Origin of the sequence: Streptomyces sp. TRM70350 (genome assembly GCF_019219825.1) — a bacterium.
In the GTDB taxonomy this organism is placed as follows: domain Bacteria; phylum Actinomycetota; class Actinomycetes; order Streptomycetales; family Streptomycetaceae; genus Streptomyces.
Map to the genome: position 1 here is coordinate 115,328 of NZ_JAHUXH010000001.1, position 19,581 is coordinate 134,908.

At 70.4% G+C, this 19,581-nt stretch carries 12 protein-coding genes and 5 pseudogenes; 11 read left to right on the top strand and 6 right to left on the bottom strand.

What is annotated here, in order from left to right; genetic code table 11:
- Window positions 1–2 precede the first annotated feature (2 nt).
- The 4 genes and pseudogenes from KWI83_RS00525 to dnaK form a co-directional block, all read left to right on the top strand.
- Window positions 3–398 (top strand): annotated as a pseudogene (locus KWI83_RS00525) (MoxR family ATPase); the annotation flags it as partial.
- A pseudogene (locus KWI83_RS00530) lies at window positions 390–700 on the top strand (hypothetical protein); the annotation flags it as partial. The pseudogenes KWI83_RS00525 and KWI83_RS00530, both read left to right, overlap by 9 nt.
- Window positions 701–774: 74 nt before the next feature.
- Entirely contained in the window at window positions 775–1,200 is a 426-nt protein-coding gene (locus KWI83_RS00535; RefSeq protein ID WP_218512218.1) for an OsmC family protein, read from the top strand.
- 199 nt (window positions 1,201–1,399) lie between these two features.
- Window positions 1,400–3,265 (top strand): molecular chaperone DnaK, encoded by a 1,866-nt coding sequence (dnaK, locus tag KWI83_RS00540; RefSeq protein WP_218512219.1) that lies wholly within the window; start codon window positions 1,400–1,402, stop codon window positions 3,263–3,265.
- A gap of 300 nt (window positions 3,266–3,565) precedes the next feature.
- Here the strand turns inward: dnaK and KWI83_RS00545 are convergent.
- From KWI83_RS00545 to KWI83_RS38010, 3 genes and pseudogenes are all read right to left on the bottom strand, one after another.
- A pseudogene (locus tag KWI83_RS00545) lies at window positions 3,566–3,757 on the bottom strand (SAM-dependent methyltransferase); the annotation flags it as partial.
- A 31-nt stretch (window positions 3,758–3,788) separates the two neighbouring features.
- Window positions 3,789–4,655 (bottom strand): helix-turn-helix transcriptional regulator, encoded by an 867-nt coding sequence (locus KWI83_RS00550; protein ID WP_218512220.1) that lies wholly within the window; start codon window positions 4,653–4,655, stop codon window positions 3,789–3,791.
- A 52-nt stretch (window positions 4,656–4,707) separates the two neighbouring features.
- A pseudogene (locus tag KWI83_RS38010) lies at window positions 4,708–5,050 on the bottom strand (hypothetical protein); the annotation flags it as partial.
- 9 nt (window positions 5,051–5,059) lie between these two features.
- Here KWI83_RS38010 and KWI83_RS00555 point away from each other — a divergent pair.
- The 5 genes and pseudogenes from KWI83_RS00555 to KWI83_RS00575 all read left to right on the top strand — a co-directional run.
- A pseudogene (locus KWI83_RS00555) lies at window positions 5,060–5,662 on the top strand (ADP-ribosylglycohydrolase family protein); the annotation flags it as partial.
- Window positions 5,663–5,791: 129 nt separating this feature from the next.
- Window positions 5,792–6,097, top strand: coding sequence for a 4a-hydroxytetrahydrobiopterin dehydratase (locus KWI83_RS00560; protein WP_218512695.1), 306 nt, complete (start codon window positions 5,792–5,794; stop codon window positions 6,095–6,097).
- 7 nt (window positions 6,098–6,104) lie between these two features.
- Window positions 6,105–6,848 (top strand): class I SAM-dependent methyltransferase, encoded by a 744-nt coding sequence (locus KWI83_RS00565; RefSeq protein ID WP_218512221.1) that lies wholly within the window; start codon window positions 6,105–6,107, stop codon window positions 6,846–6,848.
- A gap of 191 nt (window positions 6,849–7,039) precedes the next feature.
- Window positions 7,040–8,917 carry a rhamnogalacturonan lyase gene (locus KWI83_RS00570; protein ID WP_218512222.1) on the top strand — a complete coding sequence of 626 codons (1,878 nt, stop codon included), beginning with the start codon at window positions 7,040–7,042 and terminating at the stop codon, window positions 8,915–8,917.
- Window positions 8,918–9,059: 142 nt separating this feature from the next.
- Complete coding sequence (locus tag KWI83_RS00575) at window positions 9,060–9,497, top strand: hypothetical protein (RefSeq protein ID WP_218512223.1); 438 nt, start codon at window positions 9,060–9,062, stop codon at window positions 9,495–9,497.
- A 68-nt stretch (window positions 9,498–9,565) separates the two neighbouring features.
- Here the strand turns inward: KWI83_RS00575 and KWI83_RS00580 are convergent, their stop codons facing one another.
- Both KWI83_RS00580 and KWI83_RS00585 read right to left on the bottom strand, forming a co-directional pair.
- Window positions 9,566–12,211: a cellulose binding domain-containing protein gene (locus tag KWI83_RS00580; protein ID WP_218512224.1), complete on the bottom strand. Its 2,646-nt coding sequence runs from the start codon at window positions 12,209–12,211 to the stop codon at window positions 9,566–9,568.
- A gap of 124 nt (window positions 12,212–12,335) precedes the next feature.
- Window positions 12,336–15,248: a glycoside hydrolase family 48 protein gene (locus tag KWI83_RS00585; protein WP_218512225.1), complete on the bottom strand. Its 2,913-nt coding sequence runs from the start codon at window positions 15,246–15,248 to the stop codon at window positions 12,336–12,338.
- A 253-nt stretch (window positions 15,249–15,501) separates the two neighbouring features.
- Between KWI83_RS00585 and KWI83_RS00590 the strand changes: the two genes are divergently transcribed.
- Window positions 15,502–16,986, top strand: a complete 1,485-nt coding sequence (locus KWI83_RS00590) for a cellulase family glycosylhydrolase (protein WP_218512226.1) — start codon at window positions 15,502–15,504, stop codon at window positions 16,984–16,986.
- A gap of 34 nt (window positions 16,987–17,020) precedes the next feature.
- Complete coding sequence (locus KWI83_RS00595) at window positions 17,021–18,745, top strand: glycoside hydrolase family 6 protein (protein ID WP_218512227.1); 1,725 nt, start codon at window positions 17,021–17,023, stop codon at window positions 18,743–18,745.
- Window positions 18,746–18,766: 21 nt separating this feature from the next.
- Here KWI83_RS00595 and KWI83_RS00600 read toward each other — a convergent pair whose 3' ends face one another.
- A complete protein-coding gene (locus KWI83_RS00600) occupies window positions 18,767–19,540 on the bottom strand; it encodes a phytanoyl-CoA dioxygenase family protein (RefSeq protein ID WP_218512228.1) in 774 nt (257 codons plus the stop codon).
- Window positions 19,541–19,581: the final 41 nt, after the last annotated feature.

The following is a 19,581-nucleotide window of genomic DNA, read 5'->3' on the forward strand; positions in this document are numbered from 1 at the left end:
CTTTGCAGGCTGCCGTCACCGTCACACCCGCCCGCATACCCGAACTGCTGCTCGGTCTCGCGACCGTGCGGCCGGTGCGGGAGTTCGCGCGAGTCGCTGGGTCTGCAGTGCGTGGGCCTGCTCGGTACGCAGCCGGCGCCCGAGGACCTGATCGGCGTGCCGCAATCCGCGACGGACGGTCGGTGTTCTGCCCACCGGAGGCGATCGCCCGCGACGAGCCGTACTGCCTGTTCCTGACGAGCTGAACGCGGCCACACCGGATGCGCAGAAGGCGTTCTACTCGCTGATCCTGGACCGCCGGACCGGCCCCGAAGGACGGGCTGGTGTGGGCGGCCAACAACGGGATCCACCCGTGGATCCTGGACCACCTCACCGACCGGCCCGATCACTCGTACGCCGACGCCCGTGACGTACCGGCCGCGCGGGTCGTCCTCTGCGACGCGGTCGCACACGACGCGGGCCATCTGCCCGTCACCGGGATCGCCGGGAGGGTACGGGTGCACGGGCGCGGCGGTACGGTCCTGCAGCCCGGATCGATCTGCTGCACCGGGCGGAGGACTTCCCGCCGGGCGCGCCGGTGCTGGTGATCACCGACGGCTGGTGCGAGGCACTGCGAGTGCGGCGCGAGCACGCGTATCTGATTCCCCAAGGCGCCCGGCTCCCGTTCATCGCGCGTGGACCGGTGTTCCGCGTGCGGTGAGCCGGAATGTGATCGGATAGGGGCCGAGAACCCCGGAGACGGGGTCGCATCCAGAGCATGCGAAAGGAACAACCGTGGCAACCACGCGCTCCGCACACACCGTCTGGGAAGGCAACCTGCTCGAGGGCAGCGGCGTCGTCACCTTCGACTCCTCCGGCATCGGCCAGCAGCCGGTGTCATGGCCGTCGCGCGCCGAGCAGGCCAACGGCAAGACCAGCCCCGAGGAGCTGATCGCCGCCGCCCACTCCAGCTGCTTCTCCATGGCGCTGTCGCACGGTCTGACCGGCGCCGGCAACCCGCCCACCAAGCTCGTCACCTCGGCCGACGTGACGTTCCAGCCCGGTGAGGGCATCACCGGCATCCACCTCACCGTCGAGGGCACGGTTCCCGGCCTGGACAACGACGCGTTCGTCGCCGCCGCCGAGGACGCCAAGGCGAACTGCCCGGTCAGCCAGGCCCTGAAGGCCGTCCCGATCACCTTGTCGGCGAAGCTCGCCTAGGCGCTCCGCTGGGGTGCGGCGATGAAAGTGCCGCCCAGGGCCCGTCTCTGGTCCGCCGCACCCCTTCCGCCCGGCAGCCTCCACGGACTGATCGGGCCCTGCCCGGGTATGTACCTGAATGACCAAGGGCCCCATTGACAAGAGCCCACTCAAGTTTTGTGCTGGACATCGAGAGGCTCCCTGGCGGAAGGGGACAGCGATGGCACGCGCGGTCGGTATCGATCTCGGGACCACGAACTCGGTGGTGGCCGTCCTGGAGGGCGGCGAACCCACGGTCGTCGCCAACGCGGAGGGGGCCAGGACCACACCATCGGTCGTGGCCTTCGCCAAGAACGGCGAGGTACTCGTCGGCGAGGTCGCCAAACGGCAGGCCGTGACGAACGTCGAGCGCACCGCGCGCTCCGTCAAGCGGCACATGGGCGACCCGAACTGGCGGTTCCCCGAGGAGGGCTCCATCGACGGCACCCGCTACCGGGCCCAGGAGCTGTCGGCACGGGTGCTGCAGAAGCTGAAGCGGGACGCCGAGGCCTATCTCGGCGAGGACGTCACGGACGCGGTGATCACCGTGCCCGCCTACTTCGACGACGCCCAGCGGCAGGCGACGAAGGAGGCCGGGGAGATCGCGGGCCTGAAGGTGCTGCGGATCATCAACGAGCCCACCGCCGCCGCCCTCGCCTACGGCCTCGACCGGGGTGAGGAGCAGACCGTCCTCGTCTTCGACCTCGGCGGCGGCACCTTCGACGTCTCGCTCCTGGAAATCGGCGACGGCGTGATCGAGGTGAAGGCCACCAACGGCGACACCCACCTGGGCGGCGACGACTGGGACCAGCGGATCGTCGAGTACCTCGTCAAGCGCTTCAAGGGGCAGTACGGCATCGATCTCGGCAACGACAAGATGGCGCTCCAGCGGCTCCGCGAGGGCGCCGAGAAGGCCAAGATCGAGCTGTCCAGCTCGTCGGAGACGTCGATCAACCTGCCGTACATCACCGCCTCCGCCGAAGGCCCCCTGCACCTGGAGGAGAAGCTCACCCGCGCCCAGTTCCAGGAGCTCACCGCCGACCTCCTCGACCGCTGCAAGACCCCCTTCCACCAGGCGGTCAAGGACGCCGGCATCAAGCTCTCCGCGATCGACCACGTCATCCTCGTCGGCGGCTCCACCCGGATGCCCGCCGTCACCGACCTCGTCAAGGAACTCACCGGCAAGGACCCGCACAAGGGCGTCAACCCGGACGAGGTGGTCGCCGTGGGCGCCGCCCTGCAGGCCGGCGTCATCCGCGGCGACGTCAAGGACGTGCTGCTCCTCGACGTGACCCCGCTGTCCCTGGGCATCGAGACCAAGGGCGGCATCATGACGAAGCTCATCGAACGCAACACCACGATCCCGACCCGGCGTTCGGAGATCTTCACCACCGCCACCGACAACCAGCCCTCGGTCGGCATCCAGGTCTACCAGGGCGAACGCGAGATCGCCGCGTACAACAAGAAGCTCGGCACCTTCGACCTCACCGGCCTGCCGCCCGCACCGCGGGGCGTGCCGCAGATCGAGGTGGCGTTCGACATCGACGCCAACGGGATCATGCACGTCTCCGCGAAGGACCTGGCCACGGGCCGCGAACAGAAGATGACGGTGACCGGCGGCTCGGCCCTGCCGAAGGAGGACATCGACCGCATGATGCGGGAGGCCGAGCAGTACGCCGAGGAGGACCGCAAACGCCGCGAGGCCGCCGAGACCCGCAACCAGGCCGAGCAACTCGTCTACCAGACGGAGAAGTTCCTCCGCGAGAACGAGGAGCGCGTCCCGGCCGACACCAAGTCGGAGGTCGAGTCGGCGATCACGGACCTCAAGCAGTCGCTGGAGCGCAACGCCGAGACCAGCGAACTGCGCACCGGCGTCGAGAAACTCGCCACCGTCAGCCAGAAGATGGGCCAGGCCATGTACGCGCAGGCCCAGCAGCCCCCGACGGAGGGAACCACCGGGGAGCGCACCGCACCGCAGGACGAGGAGGGCGTGGTCGACGCGGAGATCGTCGACGACGAGAAGGACACCAAGGGCGGGGCGGCGTAGACCCCGCCCACCGGTCGGGGCTTGCGTTCCGCCTGGCGGCCGGGCCTGCGGGCGCCGCTTGCGCGTCCCGCCTGCCGGTCAGGGCGTGTGGGCCCGCGCCCGCGGCTTCCGGCTGGCGGTCAGGCCTGGGTGTGCTGCGCGTCCCGCCTGCCGGTCAGGGCGTGTGGGCCCGCGCCCGCAGGTCCCGCCTGGCGGTCGGGGCGTGCGAGCGTCGCCCTCAGGTCGGGGCTTGTGAGTGATGCTCGCGGGCCCCGCCCACCGATCGAGGCTTGGGGCCACTTCCGCGAGCCCTGCCCACCGTCAGAGCTTGCGGGCCACGCCCGCGTACACCGGTACGATGCCCTCCGCCTGCGTGGCGACATCCTCCGGCTCCGGTCGCCAGCCGTGGACGGGGATGATGCCGGGGCCGAGCAGTTCGAGGCCGTGGAAGAAGCGCGCGAACTCGGCGAGTGAGCGGGGGAAGAACGGCGTGCCGGCGCGCCGGGTCTCCTCGTCCTGTGTCAGGGGGTGCTGAGGGTGTGCGTCAGAAGTTCCCGCGGCACTCCCGCAGGATCTTCTTGGTGCGCTGCGCCGACGCGGCGTGCGCGGTCATGTGGTCCAGCACCTCCAGATGCGCGGAGACCTCGCTGCGGGAGTCGAGGTACAGCGCGCCGGTCAGGTACTCGGTGAAGACCATGTCCGGCAGTTCCGGCTCGGCGAAGCGGAACAGGCAGAAGGGCGCGTACGTCCCCGGATGCGGGCCCCTGGCGAACTCGGCGACCTGGAGCGTGACCCGGTCGCTCTCGGCGGCCTCCAGCAGCCGGTCCAACTGGGCGCCCATGACCTCGGGGCGGGTGCTGACCGGGCGGCGCACGACCGTCTCGTCCATGATCACCCACAGGTGCGGCGGGTTGGGGCGGCGCAGCAGCTCCTGCCGGGCCATGCGCAGGGAGACGTGCCGTTCGATCATCTCCTGGCCGCCCGACTGCCCGATCGTCCCCGCCTCCAGTACGGCACGGGCGTAGTCCTCGGTCTGGAGCAGTCCGGGCACGAAGTGCGGCTCGTAGGAACGGATCAGCCGGGCGGCGCCCTCCAGGCTGACGAACAGGCTGAACCAGTCCGGCAGCACATCGCTGAACCGCTGCCACCAGCCCGGCTGGTTCGCCTCCTCGGCCAGCGCGACGAACGCCGCCACCTCGTCCTCGGGGACGCCGTAGGCGGGCAGCAGGATCTGCAGGTACGGAATCCTCAGCGTGACCTCGGCCGTCTCCATACGCCGTACGGTCGCCGGGGCCACCCGCAGGACCCGTGCGGCCTGCTCCCGCTTGAGACCGGCTGCCTCCCGGAGCTCCTGCAGCCGCTTTCCGAGCACCACCTGCCCCACGGTGGGCGCGGCCCGCCGTTCACTCACGCCACGCCTCCCCTACGCGCCGAAAGCACGCGTGCAGTGTGTCATGTTCCGCTTACGGTCTCACGGGTTCGGCGATGCGGCCTGCGCCACTCGAGTCAGGGCAGCAGTGAGTGAAGTACTCGGCCGTCGCCGGGTCGGCCGGGAGCAGCGTCTCGATGGCCGGCTCGGCGACGGTCACGTCCATGGGGGTGTCGAACGTGGCGACCGACGAGATGAAGGACAGCGTGCGGCCCCGTGCTCGACCCGCATCGGCAGCGCGAAGTAGGGGATGCGCTCGACCGGTTCGCCGCCGGCGCCGACTCGGGAACCGGGTACGCGGCAACCTCCTCGTACCACTCCCGCAGCGCCGCCGAGCGGTGGAGCGCGAGCTGCCGCTCCATCTGGGCGCGCAGGTGATGGAGCGCGTCCCGCTGCCGTGGGCCGAGCTCGGTCCGCCCGGGCCGGTCAACCCCGACTCCAAGGGGTGCGGTGCCGTCGTGCGGTCGGCGCCCTTCGGGCTGACCGGTGCGCCCGCCGACCGGGCCTTCGGGCTCGCCGCGCGCTGTGCCCAGATCACCCACGGTCACCCGACCGGCTACTACGCGGCCGGTGCGCTGGCCGCGATCGTGACGTACGTCGTGGCGGGCGACTCCGTCGAGGGCGCCGTGCTCCGCGCCCTGCGCCTGCCCGCCCGCCACCCCGGCCACGAGGAGACCACGGCCGCCCTGGAGGGCGCGCTCACCCTGGCCGACGAGGGCAGTCCGAGCGCGGAGACGGTGGAGCGGCTCGGCGCGGGCTGGGTCGCCGAGGAGGCCCCGGCCACCGGCGTCTGCTGCGCGCTGGCCGCGCACCGCGTCGAGGACGCCCTGCTGCTCGCCGTCAACCGCTCGGGCGACAGCGACTCCACCGGCTCTCTCTGCGGCAACATCCTCGGCGCCCGGTACGGCGACGTGGGCCTGCCGCACGCGTGGGTGCGGCGGATCGAGGGCCGGGACCGGATCGCGGTGCTCGCGGACGACCTCGCGGCCGGTGCGTCCCCCTCCGGGGGACATGTCCTCTTTTGGCCGCTCCCGATCAGGGACCCTTCTGACCAGCGCCGCGCCGCCCGCCTGTGGCACGCTGAGCGGGTACGCGACATCCACGAAGGGAGCGAGCTCATGCCCGTCGAACCGCTGTCGCAGAAGGAGGTCGAGGACCGGCTGGCGGGGCTGCCCGGCTGGTCGCTCGACGGGGACCGGCTCACCCGCTCCTACCGGCTCGGCTCGCACCTCGCGGCGACGGCCCTGGTCGTGCACATCGCCCAGGTCCAGGAGGAGCTCAACCACCACTCCGACCTGACCCTCGGCTACAACACCGTCTCCCTCACCGTCACCACGCACAGCGTCGGCGGCAAGGTGACGGAGCTGGACCTCGGGCTCGCCGAGCGGGTGGAGGCCCTCGCCCCGGCGCACGGCGCCGGCTGAGCGCACGGTGCTGGACTACACCGCCGAGGCCGAGTGCTACGACGCCTCCCGGGGCGGCGAGCCCAGGGCGGCGGCCGCCGCGGAGGGCGTGCTGAGCCTCGTACCGCGGCAGACGCGCAGACTGCTCGACGTGGCCTGCGGGACCGGCATCGTGACCCGGCGGCTCGCGGCGGCCCGGGCCGGGATGCGGGTGACGGGCGTCGACCTGACGTACGCCATGGCCCGGCACGCCGCCGCCCGGCTGCCCGGTGCCGTCGTCCTCGCCGACTGCCGCCGACTGCCCTTCCGCGACGGGGAGTTCGACGCCGTCACCAGCGTGTGGCTGCTGCATCTGCTGCAACGGCCGGAGCACGTCAGGGCCGCCGTCGGCGAGTGCGCCCGCGTGCTGCGCCCCGGTGGCGTCTATGTCACGACGGTCGACAAGGCCGCCGCCCACAACGTCGGCAGTGACATCGACGCCATCCTCGCCTCCCGCCCCCGCAGCCCCGCGGTGGACACGTCGTCGGCCGTCGAGTCGTACGCCGCCGCACACGGCCTGCTGCCCGCCGGGCTGACCCGCTTCCCCGGCCGGGGCCAGGGCCGCAGCCCCCGCCGCACCATCGCCGACCTGCGCCGCGGCTGGTTCGTCACCCTGCCGCCCGGCCACCCCCTCGCCGACGGCTTCGCCACCCGCCTCGCCGAACTCCCCGACCAGGACCGCCCGCGCCCGGACCCGTGGTTCACGCTCCGCGCCTTCCGGAAGGCCGCCTGAGTACGCCTCCAAGTCCGGCACGTGAGCTGCCAACAGGACGACGAAGGCCCCGGGCGCGGCGCGGTCCGGCATCGAGGTCCTGGCGCCCGCCGAACCGCGCGACAGGATCGCCCGGACCCACGGCAACGCACGACCCCCCGGCGGCGACTGAAAGACGACAACCCGTCCGCCCTCACCGGGAGGCATGGCGCATGACGCACCCGCACAGGCACCGCAGACGCCGTACCACCGCCGCCCTCGCCACCACGGCCGCCGCCCTCACCCTGGTCGGCGGTGGACTGACCGTCCTCGGCACGGACTCCGCCGAGGCCGCCACCGCCCGTCAGGTGGAGCAGCTCGACCGGGGCGTGGTCAGCGTCCACACCGGCAGCGGCAACCTGGTCAGCTGGCGCTGGCTCGGAACCGATCCCGGCAACGTCTCCTTCAACGTCTACCGCGCCGGTACCAAGGTCAACGCGACCCCGATCACCGGCTCCACCAACTTCTTCCACTCCGGCGCCCCGTCCCACGCCGACTACACGGTCCGCGCGGTGGTGAACGGCGTCGAGCAGGGCGACTCCGTGCACGCCGTCCAGTTCCGCGGCGGCTACAAGGACGTGCCCCTGACCCCACCCGCCGGCGGCACGACCCCCGACGGGGTCGCCTACACCTACGAGGCCAACGACGCCTCGGTCGCCGACCTCGACGGCGACGGCGCCCTCGACTTCGTCCTCAAGTGGCAGCCCACCAACGCCAAGGACAACTCCCAGTCCGGCTACACCGGCAACACCATCGTCGACGGCATCAAGCTCGACGGCACCCGGCTGTGGCGCATCGACCTGGGCCGCAACATCCGCTCCGGCGCGCACTACACGCAGTTCCAGGCGTACGACTACGACGGCGACGGCAAGGCCGAGGTCGCCATGAAGACCGCCGACGGCACGCGGGACGGCACGGGCGCGGTGATCGGCAGTTCCTCGGCCGACCACCGCAACTCGTCGGGCTACGTGCTGTCCGGGCCCGAGTACCTGACCATGTTCAACGGCCAGACCGGCAAGGCCATGCAGACCGTCGGCTACGTCCCGGCCCGCGGCAATGTCTCCTCCTGGGGCGACTCCTACGGCAACCGCGTCGACCGTTTCCTCGCCGGAACCGCCTACCTGGACGGCGCCCGGCCGTCGCTGATCATGGCACGGGGCTACTACACGCGTACCGTCATCGCCGCCTGGGACTGGCGCGACGGGTCCTTCACCCGTCGCTGGACCTTCGACACCAACTCCTCCACCAACGCGGGCAAGGGCTACGACGGCCAGGGCAACCACAGCCTGTCCGTCGCCGATGTGGACGCCGACGGCAGGGACGAGATCGTCTACGGCGCGATGACCGTCGACGACAACGGCTGGGGCCTGTGGACGACGAAGCTCGGCCACGGCGACGCGGGCCACGTCGGCGACCTCAACCCGGCCCGCCCGGGCCTGGAGTACTTCAAGGTCTCCGAGGACTCCTCCAAGCCCGGCTCCTGGATGGCCGACGCCCGCACCGGCCAGATCCTGTGGCAGACCGCGTCCGGCGGCGACAACGGCCGCGGTGTCTCCGCCGACGTCCACGCGGGCTCGGCGGGCGCCGAGTCCTGGTCGGCCAGGGACACCACCCTGCGCTCGGCGACCGGCGCCTCGCTCGGCCGCGAGCCGTCCAGCATCAACTTCGTCAGCTGGTGGGACGCCGACCCGGTCCGCGAGCTCCTCGACGGCACCCGCATCGACAAGTACGGCACCTCCTCCGACACCCGCCTGCTGACCGGCTCCGGCGTCTCGTCGAACAACGGCACCAAGTCGACCCCGGCCCTCTCCGGCGACATCCTGGGCGACTGGCGTGAGGAGGTCGTCTGGCGCACCAGCGACAACCGGGCGCTCCGGATCTACTCCACCCCGCACCACACGAACACCAGGATCACGACCCTGCTGCACGACACCCAGTACCGCGTGGCCCTGGCGTGGCAGAACACCGCCTACAACCAGCCGCCCCACCCGAGCTTCTTCATCGGGAGCGGGATGCCGACGGCGCCGAGGCCTGCCGTCCATACGCCCTGACCCGGCGGGGTGCACGGACGGCGACCTCGGGTGAGTTGGACGAACGCTGTCCGTTCGCTGTGTCTGCGCTGGGCGTGCGCTGCACCTGGCTTCGGCAGGTTGGACACGTCGAAAGACGGACAACCTGAAGGTGGAGGACGCCATGAAGCGCACCATCGTCGCTGCTGCTGTCGCGGCCGCCCTTGTGGGCGGGCTGACCGCCTGCGGCGGGACTGCCGACGAGCAGGAGCCGCAGGTGGTACCGACGACCAGTGTGGGCTCCGGCACGGACGACGATGCCCAGGAGGACGAGCAGGACGTCGACCTGACCGACGATCAGGAGAACACGCCCAACGGCCAGGAGTGCGCCGACGACGACGCGCAGGACGACCGCGACGACCGGGACGACAGCAACGACGACCGCGACGACAGCAACGACGACCGCGACGACAGCAACGACGACCGGGACGACCGGGACGACGACCGGGGCGGCGAGTGCGACGACCGGGACGACGACCAGGACGACCAGGACGACCGCGACGACGACCGGGACGACCGTGCCGGAACCGTGCCGGCGATGCCCCAGCTGATCAGGGGCTGAGCTCGGGCAGAGAGCCCGGAGGGCGCGTGCGGTATGCACGCGCCCTCCGGTTCGCCCTGCGCGGAGCGTCAGACCACCGTGCAGGAGCTTTCACCGAGCTGGAAAGCCGTCGGATTGCCGTTCGTGCCCGACCAGCTCCCCGTGAAGCCGAAGCTCACCGACGAACCGGGCGCCACGTTGGCGTTCCAGCCGACGTTCTTCACCGTCACGGCCGCTCCCGACTGTGTGAAGTCGGCGTTCCACAGCTGCGAGATCTTCTGCCCGTCCGCGAAGGACCAGCCCAGTGACCAGCCACTCCAGCCGCTCGATCCCGAGTTGGTGAGCTGCACGTCCGCCTGGAAGCCGCCCGACCACTGGTTGGTGACCTTGTACGTCACCGTGCACGCGCCGGTCGGCGCCGGCGGGGGGTCGGTACCGCCGCCGCTGTCGGAGGTGTCGCCGTAGATCACCCCACGGCCGTTGGTCGCCACGTACACCCGGCCGTACACCCGCGGATCACCCGTGATCGCCGCACCGGTCCAACCCCACTGATGGGCGTCGTCGTTGATCCGGGTCCAGGACGCGCCCTGGTCGGTCGACCGGAAGATGCCCCGCACGCCGCCGATCTTCGCGCTGGTGTAGAGCGTCTGGTACGAGGCTCCGGGCGCCGCCTTGCCGAAGCCGACGGTGTCGGCCTGCTCGACGTTCGGCAGCTTGGTGAAGCTCGCCCCGCCGTCGGTGGACCGCCACAGTCCGTACGCCCCGTCCAGTGCGCCGCCCGCCAGCCAGATGTCGCCCTCGGTGCCGGGCAGCGCCTTGAAGCGGACGCTGTCACCGCTGGGCAGGCCACTGGCCGACGACGCCGTGAAGGTCGCGCCGCCGTCCGTGCTGACGTAGAACTTCCCGGACTTGAAGCCGTAGAAGGTCTTCGGGTCCACCCGGTCGGACTCGACGATCGCGCCCGCCGGGATGCCGCTGGACGCGGCCCAGGACGAGCCGAATCCGGTCGCGTAGTGCACGCCCGCACCCTCCGGGCTCCACACGAACCGGCTCCCGTCGGCCGCCGCCGCGACCGTGCCGCCGCCGCTCACGCCCGAAGGGTCGGTCCCGGCGAACCAGTTGGCCCCGTTGTCCGTCGAGAAGGCGACGTGCGGCCCGGAGTCCAGGTTGCCGACCCGCACGACCGTGTTCGGGTTGCTCTCGGCGAAGTCCAGGCTGGTCGTCGAGGTGAAGTTGGGGGAGGTGTACATCATCGGCGGGACCTTGGTGAGATCCGTGTGCCGGAAGCCGCCGATGTCGCCCAGGGCGCTGAGCAGGGGTGCGCCCGACGGGGGAGAGGCGAGGTCGAGGACCGCCGTCTCCTCCAGCCCCTGCACCATGGGTTTGATGGTGAAGGTGCTGCCGCTGTCCCAGTTCGTGAGGTTCTCCGTGCCGTAGATCGTCGCACCCGTGCCGTACATCATGCGGTCGGAGTCGAACGGGTCGATCTCCAGCGCCTCGGTCATCCAGCCGAGTTTCGGCGTCTGTTCCGGCGGCGAGGGGTTCGCGCCCCAGGTCAGCCACGGGGAGGACGAGACGTCCATCGTGTAGCGGTTCGAGCGGTTGGGGTACGACGTGTAGTCCCAGGCCCTGGTCCAGGTGCCGCCGCTGTCGGTGGAGCGGAAGATCTGGGTGTCCGGCCACCAGGAGCTGTACGCCGTCGCCATCACCGTGCCCGGGTTCTGCCGGTCGACGGTCAGACCGCTGAAGCCGTAGTACGTGTCGGCCTCCGCGACCGGGCTGATGTCGGTCCAGGCGCCGGTCGCGGTGGCGTACCGCCAGAGTCGGCCCTTGCCGCCGTCGTAGGGGCCGCCCTTGTCGCTGTAGGCGAGATACAGGTAACCGTTCTCGGCGTCCAGGACGCCCTTGTGCGCCAGATACCCGGTCGGCTGACCGGCGAGCCGCTGCCAGGTCGCGCCCGCGTCCGTCGAGCGGTACACGGCGTTGTCCTTGTCGGCGACGCCGACGTAGACGGTCCGGGTGGCGTTGCCCGCCGTACCGGTCGACTCGTCGAACGTGACCCAGGCGATGCCCTGGTTGTCCGACGCGTAACCGCTGGTGTCACTCGGGTCCTGCACATAGTTCCCGGGGTTCGGGAAGCTCGTCACCTGCGACCAGGTCACCCCGGAGTCCGTCGACCGCCACAAGCCCTTTCCGCTGGGCGCGCCCAGGTACAGCACGCTGTTCCGGTTCGGGTCGATCGCGAGGCGCTCACCCATGCCCCGGCCGGGCATGTTGCCGCCCAGCTTGAACGGCAGGTCGGTCTTCTGCCAGCTGGCGCCCCGGTCCGAGGAGCGCAGCACCGCCCCGTTTCCGGGATCCCAGCTGTTGGTGTACGTGCCGACCGCCGCGTACACCCTGTCCGGATCGACGGAGTCGGACGCGAGACTCACCACGCCCGTGTGGCCCCAGTCGTCCCAGCCGACATGGTCCAGCAGCGGGGTCCAGGTCTTCGACGACTCGGCCCAGCGATAGGCGCCGCCGATGTCCGTGCGGGCGTAGGCGAGGTTCTTCTCGGTCCGGTTGAACACGATGCCGGGGACGAAGCCGCCGCCGTCGATACGAGCGTTCTTCCAGGTGTAGGTGTCGGCGGACAGGGCGACCTTTTCGCTCTCGGCCGCGAGTGCGGGCGGGCCGCCCGCGAGGAGCCCGGCCGTGAGCGCAAGCACGGCCGTGAGGATACGGGTTCTGCGCACGAAGGGTCCCTTCTTCAAAAGGGGTGGTGACAACGCCCCTGAAGGGGCGCGGGAACTGCGCGACCAGCCACAAACAACCCGCAGCCGCCGTACGCCCCGCGCCCCCACAACGCTCTGCGAACCGCTACTCCAGCAACTCCGCATACGAGCCCATGGCCAGCGCGATGTCCGCCTGAGCCCAGAACCGGTGGTACGTGAACGAGGGCGCCGCACCACCCGCCAGATAACTCTCGATCTTCGACCACGCAGGATCGTCCTCGTAGAACGACCGGATCGACTCGAAGGTCGACGACGAGTTGATCACGTCACCGTTCGGCATGGTGCCGCTCCACCCGCTCGGGACGTACACGGCGTCGTCGAAGCGGTTGTAGTCGGCGCGGGTCTCCGGCACGGCGATGCCGAGCGCGTCCTGGTGGTTGTCCCACATGCCGTCGAGCAGCGCCTTCGCCGTTGCCGCCGCCTCGGTGTCGCCGGAGCGGTCGGCGTAGTACGTCAGGGTCTTGGCGTACGCGGCCGCCACACCGACGTCGTTGGTGTAGTCGGCGACGGTGACGTGCAGCCCGTTGTTGGCGCCCGGGTTGGCCGCGTTCCAGGTGTCGGGCTGGCCCGACCACTGGAGGGTGGACGGGATCAGGTAGGTGCCGTCCGGGTTGACGGTCGTCTCGGACAGCGCCCAGTCGACCCACTTGTCGAGCACCTCCTTGGCGTCCGCGTCACCCGACTGCTGGTAGTACTCGGCGACGCGTTCCATCGACCACGCCTGGAAGCCGAACCACTGGTTGGACGGCGGGTCGTGGTAGACGGGCTTGTCGTCGTAGTACATGCCGTAGAAGGTCGACTTGCCGGCCGGTGGGGTGGCGTACCGCCCCTGCCAGCTGTTGGTCGCCCCGCCCGCGATGGCGCCCTCCGCCGACTGCAGCCAGCGGTAGAACTCCAGCTGCCGGTCGAGGGACTTCGCCCAGTCCGCCTGCCCGGTCGCCGACTTGGGCTTCAGGTCGGGATACTCGCTGAGCGCGTACGCGGCCATCGGGTTCTGGTAGCCGCCGTGCGCGTGGCTGGAGCCGATGCGCCAGGCCCAGCCCGCCGAGGTGTCGGTGGCGCCGCCCCAGGCGTAGTACCAGGACAGCAGGTAGTGCGAGGAGTCCTTGCCGGTGCCCGCAGGGCAGGCCGAGGCCCCCACGCAGTTGCCGATCTTCTTGAAGTACTTGTCGTACATGGCGTAGCGCAGGTAGTCGCCCATCTTCGCGGCCTTGGCGACGGTCCCCGCCACCGCGGAGCCCTGCCCCTGCTCCTCGGCCCACAGGTCCGCCCAGTACGCCGCCTGCACCGCGCGCGCGTCGGCGTCCGGGGCGTTGGTGAACTTCCACTGCTTGGCGTAGGAGGCGTCACGGGTGAACAGGTCGAGGTACCCGTTCGGGCCGCCGTACTTGAAGGCGTCGCAGGTCGGCTGCGGGATGGTCTCCCACACCGACTCCTGCGGGCCGCGCTGGAAGGTGTTGATGTACGACGGTCCGGTGTCCGCCGGGCCCGCCTCGCACTTGCCGGGCGAGTTGCCGTACCCGTAGACGTTGTCGACGTCCTGCAGCCAGTGCATGCCGTAGACGTCGTCGGTGCCGTACGCGCTCTCCAGCTCGGCCGCGATCGGGTCCTGGCCGACGGAGACGCCGGCGTCGAGCTGGGCCGGGTACTGGCTCGGCAGATCGTGCTCGGGCGCGTAGGTGGCCGGCTTGGACGGGGTGTAGAAGGAGTTGGTCGGCTGGTCGGCGTGGGTCGGGATCATGTACGTCTCCATCAGATCCCAGGCGCCGTTGAAGCGGGACCAGTCGCCCGTCACCTTGCCGTACATGGCCTGCAGCCACAGCAGGTAGCTGTATGCCTCCGACGTGGTCTCGTGGCCGTGGTCCGGCGCCTCGACGATCAGTGTCTCCACCGAGTGGTAGGGGATGCCCTCGGGGGAGAAGTAGCCGTTCGCCGGGTCGGTGATCTTCCCGTAGAGCTCCAGGAAGCGGGCGTCGTACTCCTTGGTCGCGGCGATCTGCGTGGCCGTGACCGTGGCCTTGCCGTGCCCGGGCGCCGTCGACTCGAAGGTGGCCGCGCCGGTGCCGGAGGAGTCGGCGGTGATGGTCACCTTCTGCGCGGTGTCCCAGTTCGACGGCGTGAAGGTGAGCGAGGCTCCGCCGGTGACCGACAGGCCGGTGTTCCCGTCCGTCCGCGCGGTCGTGACGGTGACGTTCGACGACGGCTGGGTCGACAGCTTCACGTCGAACGTCGCCGACTGGCCCTGCCGCACGGGCAGTTGGGCCGGTGTGGCGACCACGGCCGGTCCCGAGGCGACCGTGATGCCGACCGGTGTCGACGACGCCGAGGCGCCCAGGCTGTCGTACGCCTTGGCCACCAGGGAATGACTGCCCACGGTCAAACTTGAGACCGAGAGCGAGTACGGCGAGGTGGTGTCCGTGCCGAGCAGGGTGGTGTCGTCGTAGAACTCCACCTTGGTGATGGTGGCGTCGTCGGCCGCGGCGGCGGTGGCCGCGAGCGGCACCGCGCTGCCCTGCGTGTACACGGCGCCCGGCTCGGGGCTGGTCAGCACCGTGATGGGTGGCTGGTGCGCGCCCGTGCAGGTGGTGCCGTTGATCGCGAAGGAGGTGGGGGCGGCGTTGGTGCCGCTGTAAGCGAACTGGGCGCCGGTCGAGACGGCGGCGCCCGCGGCGATCCGGCCGTTGTACGAGGCGTTGTGCACGGTGACCGTCGGGCCGGACTGGGACCAGGTGCCGTTCCAGCCGTTCGTCAGCTTCTGGTTGCCCGCGTAGGAGTACGTCAGGGTCCAGCCGTCGATGACGTCCGTGCCGCGGTTGGTGATCGTGAGGTCGGCCGTGAAGCCGGAACCCCAGTCATTGGTCTTGTAATCCACACTGCACTGAACTGACGCTGCCTGCGCGGGAGTCGGATTCGCCGCCAGCATCGACAAGGGGACCGCGAGGGCCGCCACGACAGCGGTCCACAACCGCCGCGCTGGGCGTCTGTTTCTCGGGGGCATCGTGCTGGTTCCTCCTTGCGGCTCGGAGAAGTCAAGGCTTGAACCAGTGGGAGCGCTCCCATAGTGAGGACGGGCTCGAAGGGGGTCAAGATGCTTGAAGAGTCGAAAAGATTCGACGAAGAATCGTTGAGGAAAAGTCAGCGACTCCCCTGTTCTTTACCATCACTTGGCGCTACCTTCGGCAACACCAGTGGGAGCGATTCCATCAGTCGACGCGTCCGTCACGACGCGCCCGAACTGCAAGGAGTCGCTCATGCGACACCCCTCGCGTTCAGCTCTTTTACTCGCCGGTGCCGCCGCGCTCGCCCTCGTGGGCACCGCGGTCGCACCGGTCGTCACGGCGTCCGGGGCCACTCCGGCCTGCGTGGTGGAGTACTCCGTCACCAGCCAGTGGGACACCGGCTTCCAGGGCGGCGTGCGCATCACCAACAACTCGGCCGCGCTGACCGGCTGGACCCTCACCTTCGACTTCGCCGACGGCCAGCGGGTCAGCCAGGGCTGGAACGCCAAGTGGACCCAGTCCGGTACGACGGTGACCGCCGGCAACGAAAGCTGGAACGGCTCGCTCGCCACCGGTGCGAGCGTCAGCGCCGGGTTCCTCGCCTCCTGGTCCGGGAGCAACGCCGTACCGACGTCGTTCAAGCTCAACGGCACCACGTGCAATGTCGACAGCGAGCCGACCCCGACGCCCACCGAACCGACGAATCCGCCGGACCCGGGTGACGGGCCACCCGCGCTGAGCGTGTCCGGGAACAAGCTGGTGGACGCGTCCGGCACCACCCGGCGGCTGCTGGGCGTGAACCGCTCCGGCGGCGAGTTCGCGTGTGTGCAGGGCTACGGCATCTGGGACGGCCCGGTCGACGACGCGTCCGTCAAGGCGATCGCCGACTGGAACGCCAACACCGTCCGCATCCCGCTCAACGAGGAGTGCTGGCTCGGCACCTCCAACATCAAGCCCGAGTACGCCGGCGCCAACTACATCGCCGCCGTGCAGGACCTGGTGGCCAAGGTGAAGGCGCACGGCATGACGCCGATGCTCGAACTGCACTGGTCCTGGGGCCAGTACACCGGCAACTCGGCCGGCTGCGCCGACGTGCACGCCACCTGCCAGAAGCCGATGCCCAACATGCAGTACACCCCGTCCTTCTGGACATCGGTGGCGAGCACCTTCAAGGACGACCCGACCGTCGTCTTCGACCTGTTCAACGAGCCCTACCCGGACCGCGCCACCTCCACGGCCGCCCAGGCCTGGACCTGCTGGCGCGACGGCGGCACCTGCCCCGGCATCGGCTACGAGGTCGCCGGTATGCAGGACCTGATCGACGCGATCCGGGCCACCGGCGCAAAGAACGTGATCCTGGCCGGTGGGCTCGCGTACTCCAACGACCTCAGCCAGTGGCTGACGTACCAGCCCGACGACCCGACGGGCAATCTCGCCGCCGCCTGGCACGTCTACAACTTCAACACCTGCTCCAACGAGAGCTGCTGGGACTCCACGCTCGCACCTGTCGCCGCGCAAGTGCCGCTGGTCGCGGGCGAGATCGGCGAGAACACCTGCGCGCACTCCTTCATCGACCGCGTCATGGCGTGGTTCGACGCCCGCGCGCTCTCGTACCTCGGCTGGACCTGGAACACCTGGAACTGCTCCTCCGGTCCGGCCCTGATCAGCAGTTACGACGGGACTCCCACGTCGTACGGAATCGGGCTGCGTGATCACCTGCGCGCCCTCGACGGATAACCCACCTGTGAGAAGAGATGAGGAACCCGCACTCATGAGCCGTACCAGAACGAGAACGGCACTGCTCGCCGCGCTGGCGCTCGTGGCCGGTGCGACCGGGACCGCCATGGCGGCGGTGCCCGGCGACGCAGGCGCCGCCGCCGTCCCCTGCACCGTCGACTACCAGGTGCAGAACCAGTGGGACACCGGCTTCACCGCGTCCGTGACGGTCACCAACAACAGCGCCGCGAAGTCCGGTTGGTCGGTGGCGTGGTCGTACGCCGGCAACCAGCGGATCACCAACGCCTGGAACGCCAAGGTCACCCAGAGCGGGGCCGCCGTCACGGCCGTCAACGAGAGCTACAACGGGACGCTGGCGACCGGCGGTTCGGTGAGCTTCGGCTTCAACGGCAGCTACAGCGGCACCAACGCCCCGCCGACCACGTTCACCCTCGACGGGGTGACCTGCAACGTCGACGACGGCGGCGGCGGGCCGACCGACCCGCCGGGCCCCGGCGGCCCGGGCACGCGGGTCGACAACCCGTACACCGGCGCCAAGGTGTACGTGAACCCGGAGTGGTCCGCGAAGGCCGCCGCCGAGCCGGGCGGCAGCCGCATCTCCGACCAGCCGACCGGTGTGTGGCTGGACCGGATCGCCGCGATCAACGGCGTGAACGGCGGCATGGGCCTGCGGGACCACCTCGACGAGGCGCTCAGCCAGAAGGGCTCCGACGAACTGGTCGTGCAGCTGGTCATCTACAACCTGCCCGGCCGTGACTGCGCGGCCCTCGCCTCCAACGGCGAGCTGGGCCCGACGGAGATCGACCGGTACAAGACCGAGTACATCGACCCGATCGCCGCGATCCTCGCCGACCCGAAGTACGCCTCGCTGCGGATCGTCACCACCGTCGAGATCGACTCGCTGCCGAACCTCGTCACCAACACCGGCAGCCGCCCGACGGCCACCCCGCAGTGCGATGTGATGAAGGCCAACGGCAACTACGTCAAGGGCGTCGGCTACGCCCTGAACAAGCTCGGCGACGTGCCCAACGTCTACAACTACGTGGACGCCGGACACCACGGCTGGATCGGCTGGGACGACAACTTCGGCGCCTCGGCCAACACCTTCAAGGAGGCGGCGACCGCCGAGGGCGCCACCGTCAACGACGTGCACGGGTTCATCACCAACACGGCGAACTACAGCGCCCTGAAGGAGGACCACTTCAGCATCAACGACAACGTCGCGGGCAAGTCGGTCCGCGAGTCGACGTGGGTGGACTGGAACCGGTACGTGGACGAGCTGTCGTTCGCGCAGGCCTTCCGCAACCAGCTGGTCTCGGTCGGCTTCAACTCCTCCATCGGCATGCTGATCGACACCTCCCGCAACGGCTGGGGCGGCAGCGCCCGGCCCACCGGCCCGGGCGCCACGACCACCGTGGACACCTATGTCGACGGCGGCCGCTACGACCGCCGGATCCACGTCGGCAACTGGTGCAACCAGTCCGGTGCCGGGCTCGGCGAACGCCCGCAGGCCGCTCCCGCCGCCGGGATCGACGCCTACGTGTGGATGAAGCCGCCGGGCGAGTCCGACGGGGCCAGCCGGGAGATCCCGAACGACGAGGGCAAGGGCTTCGACCGGATGTGCGACCCGACCTACGAGGGCAACGCCCGCAACGGCTTCAACATGTCCGGTGCGCTGCCGGACGCGCCGCTGTCCGGGCACTGGTTCTCCGCGCAGTTCCAGCAGCTGATGGCGAACGCCTACCCGCCGCTGTCCTGAGCTGAGCCGCCTCCGCCGGGGTCAGGCGTCGTGCGACTCCAGACCCCGGCGGATCGCGAACTCCACCGCCGAGTAGTCCCCGTCGGCCCGCTCCAACCGGAGCTGCTCGGCGGGGTGCAGCGGCGGCTGCGCCATGAATCGGGGGCGCGTGCCGTGATGCGGCTGGGCGGCATGGACCAGGAACGGATGACAGAGGTAGACGTCACCGGGACGGCCGGTGGCGTACGCGAGCGGGCGGTGCGCGGAGGCCGCGTCGACCTTCGGGCCGAGCTCGATGAAGGAGGCGCCCTCCTCGCCGTACGGCTCCAGGACCGGCGGTACGTCGAGATGCGAGCCGACCCTGATCCGGGTCGGGGCGTCCGCCTCGGTCACCTCGCTGAACAGGAACAGCATCAGCAGGGCCCGGTCCCTCGACCGCAGGTTGGTGTGCGGCAGCGTGGCGCCCTCCGGGACGTAGCTGCCCTCGATGTGCCAGCCCGCGTCGTCCGGCTCGTCCTCGTGCGGGAACCGCAGCGGGAAGCTGCCCAGCGAGTAGCGTGACATCCAGCGGTCCGCGCCGACCAGCGCGTCGAACGCCGCATGCAGCACAGGCGAGTTGACCGCGGCGGCGAACGGCCCCTGCGCCATGTCGTACACCCAGTGCACGGGGTCCTTCCAGGTGCCGGGGTCGGCGGGGTCGTACCCCGTCTCCCGCCACAGCAGCCGCGCGCAGTGCTCGGCGACGCGGGGCGGGAAGGCGCCCTCGATCCTCACGAACCCGTCCTTGAGGAAGCGCTCCACCAGCTCGTCGTCCATGGGGCCCATCGTGGGACAGCGGACCCGTTCCGGGCACCTCA

What these genes read in the sequence shown, in the direction of transcription:
- dnaK (WP_218512219.1), top strand. Translation starts at nt 1,400, where the DNA reads ATGGCACGCGCGGTCGGTATCGATCTCGGGACCACGAACTCGGTGGTG.
- KWI83_RS00560 (WP_218512695.1), top strand. Translation starts at nt 5,792, where the DNA reads ATGCCCGTCGAACCGCTGTCGCAGAAGGAGGTCGAGGACCGGCTGGCG.
- KWI83_RS00570 (WP_218512222.1), top strand. Translation starts at nt 7,040, where the DNA reads ATGACGCACCCGCACAGGCACCGCAGACGCCGTACCACCGCCGCCCTC.
- KWI83_RS00575 (WP_218512223.1), top strand. Translation starts at nt 9,060, where the DNA reads ATGAAGCGCACCATCGTCGCTGCTGCTGTCGCGGCCGCCCTTGTGGGC.
- KWI83_RS00585 (WP_218512225.1), bottom strand. Translation starts at nt 15,248, where the DNA reads ATGCCCCCGAGAAACAGACGCCCAGCGCGGCGGTTGTGGACCGCTGTC.
- KWI83_RS00590 (WP_218512226.1), top strand. Translation starts at nt 15,502, where the DNA reads ATGCGACACCCCTCGCGTTCAGCTCTTTTACTCGCCGGTGCCGCCGCG.
- KWI83_RS00595 (WP_218512227.1), top strand. Translation starts at nt 17,021, where the DNA reads ATGAGCCGTACCAGAACGAGAACGGCACTGCTCGCCGCGCTGGCGCTC.
- KWI83_RS00600 (WP_218512228.1), bottom strand. Translation starts at nt 19,540, where the DNA reads ATGGACGACGAGCTGGTGGAGCGCTTCCTCAAGGACGGGTTCGTGAGG.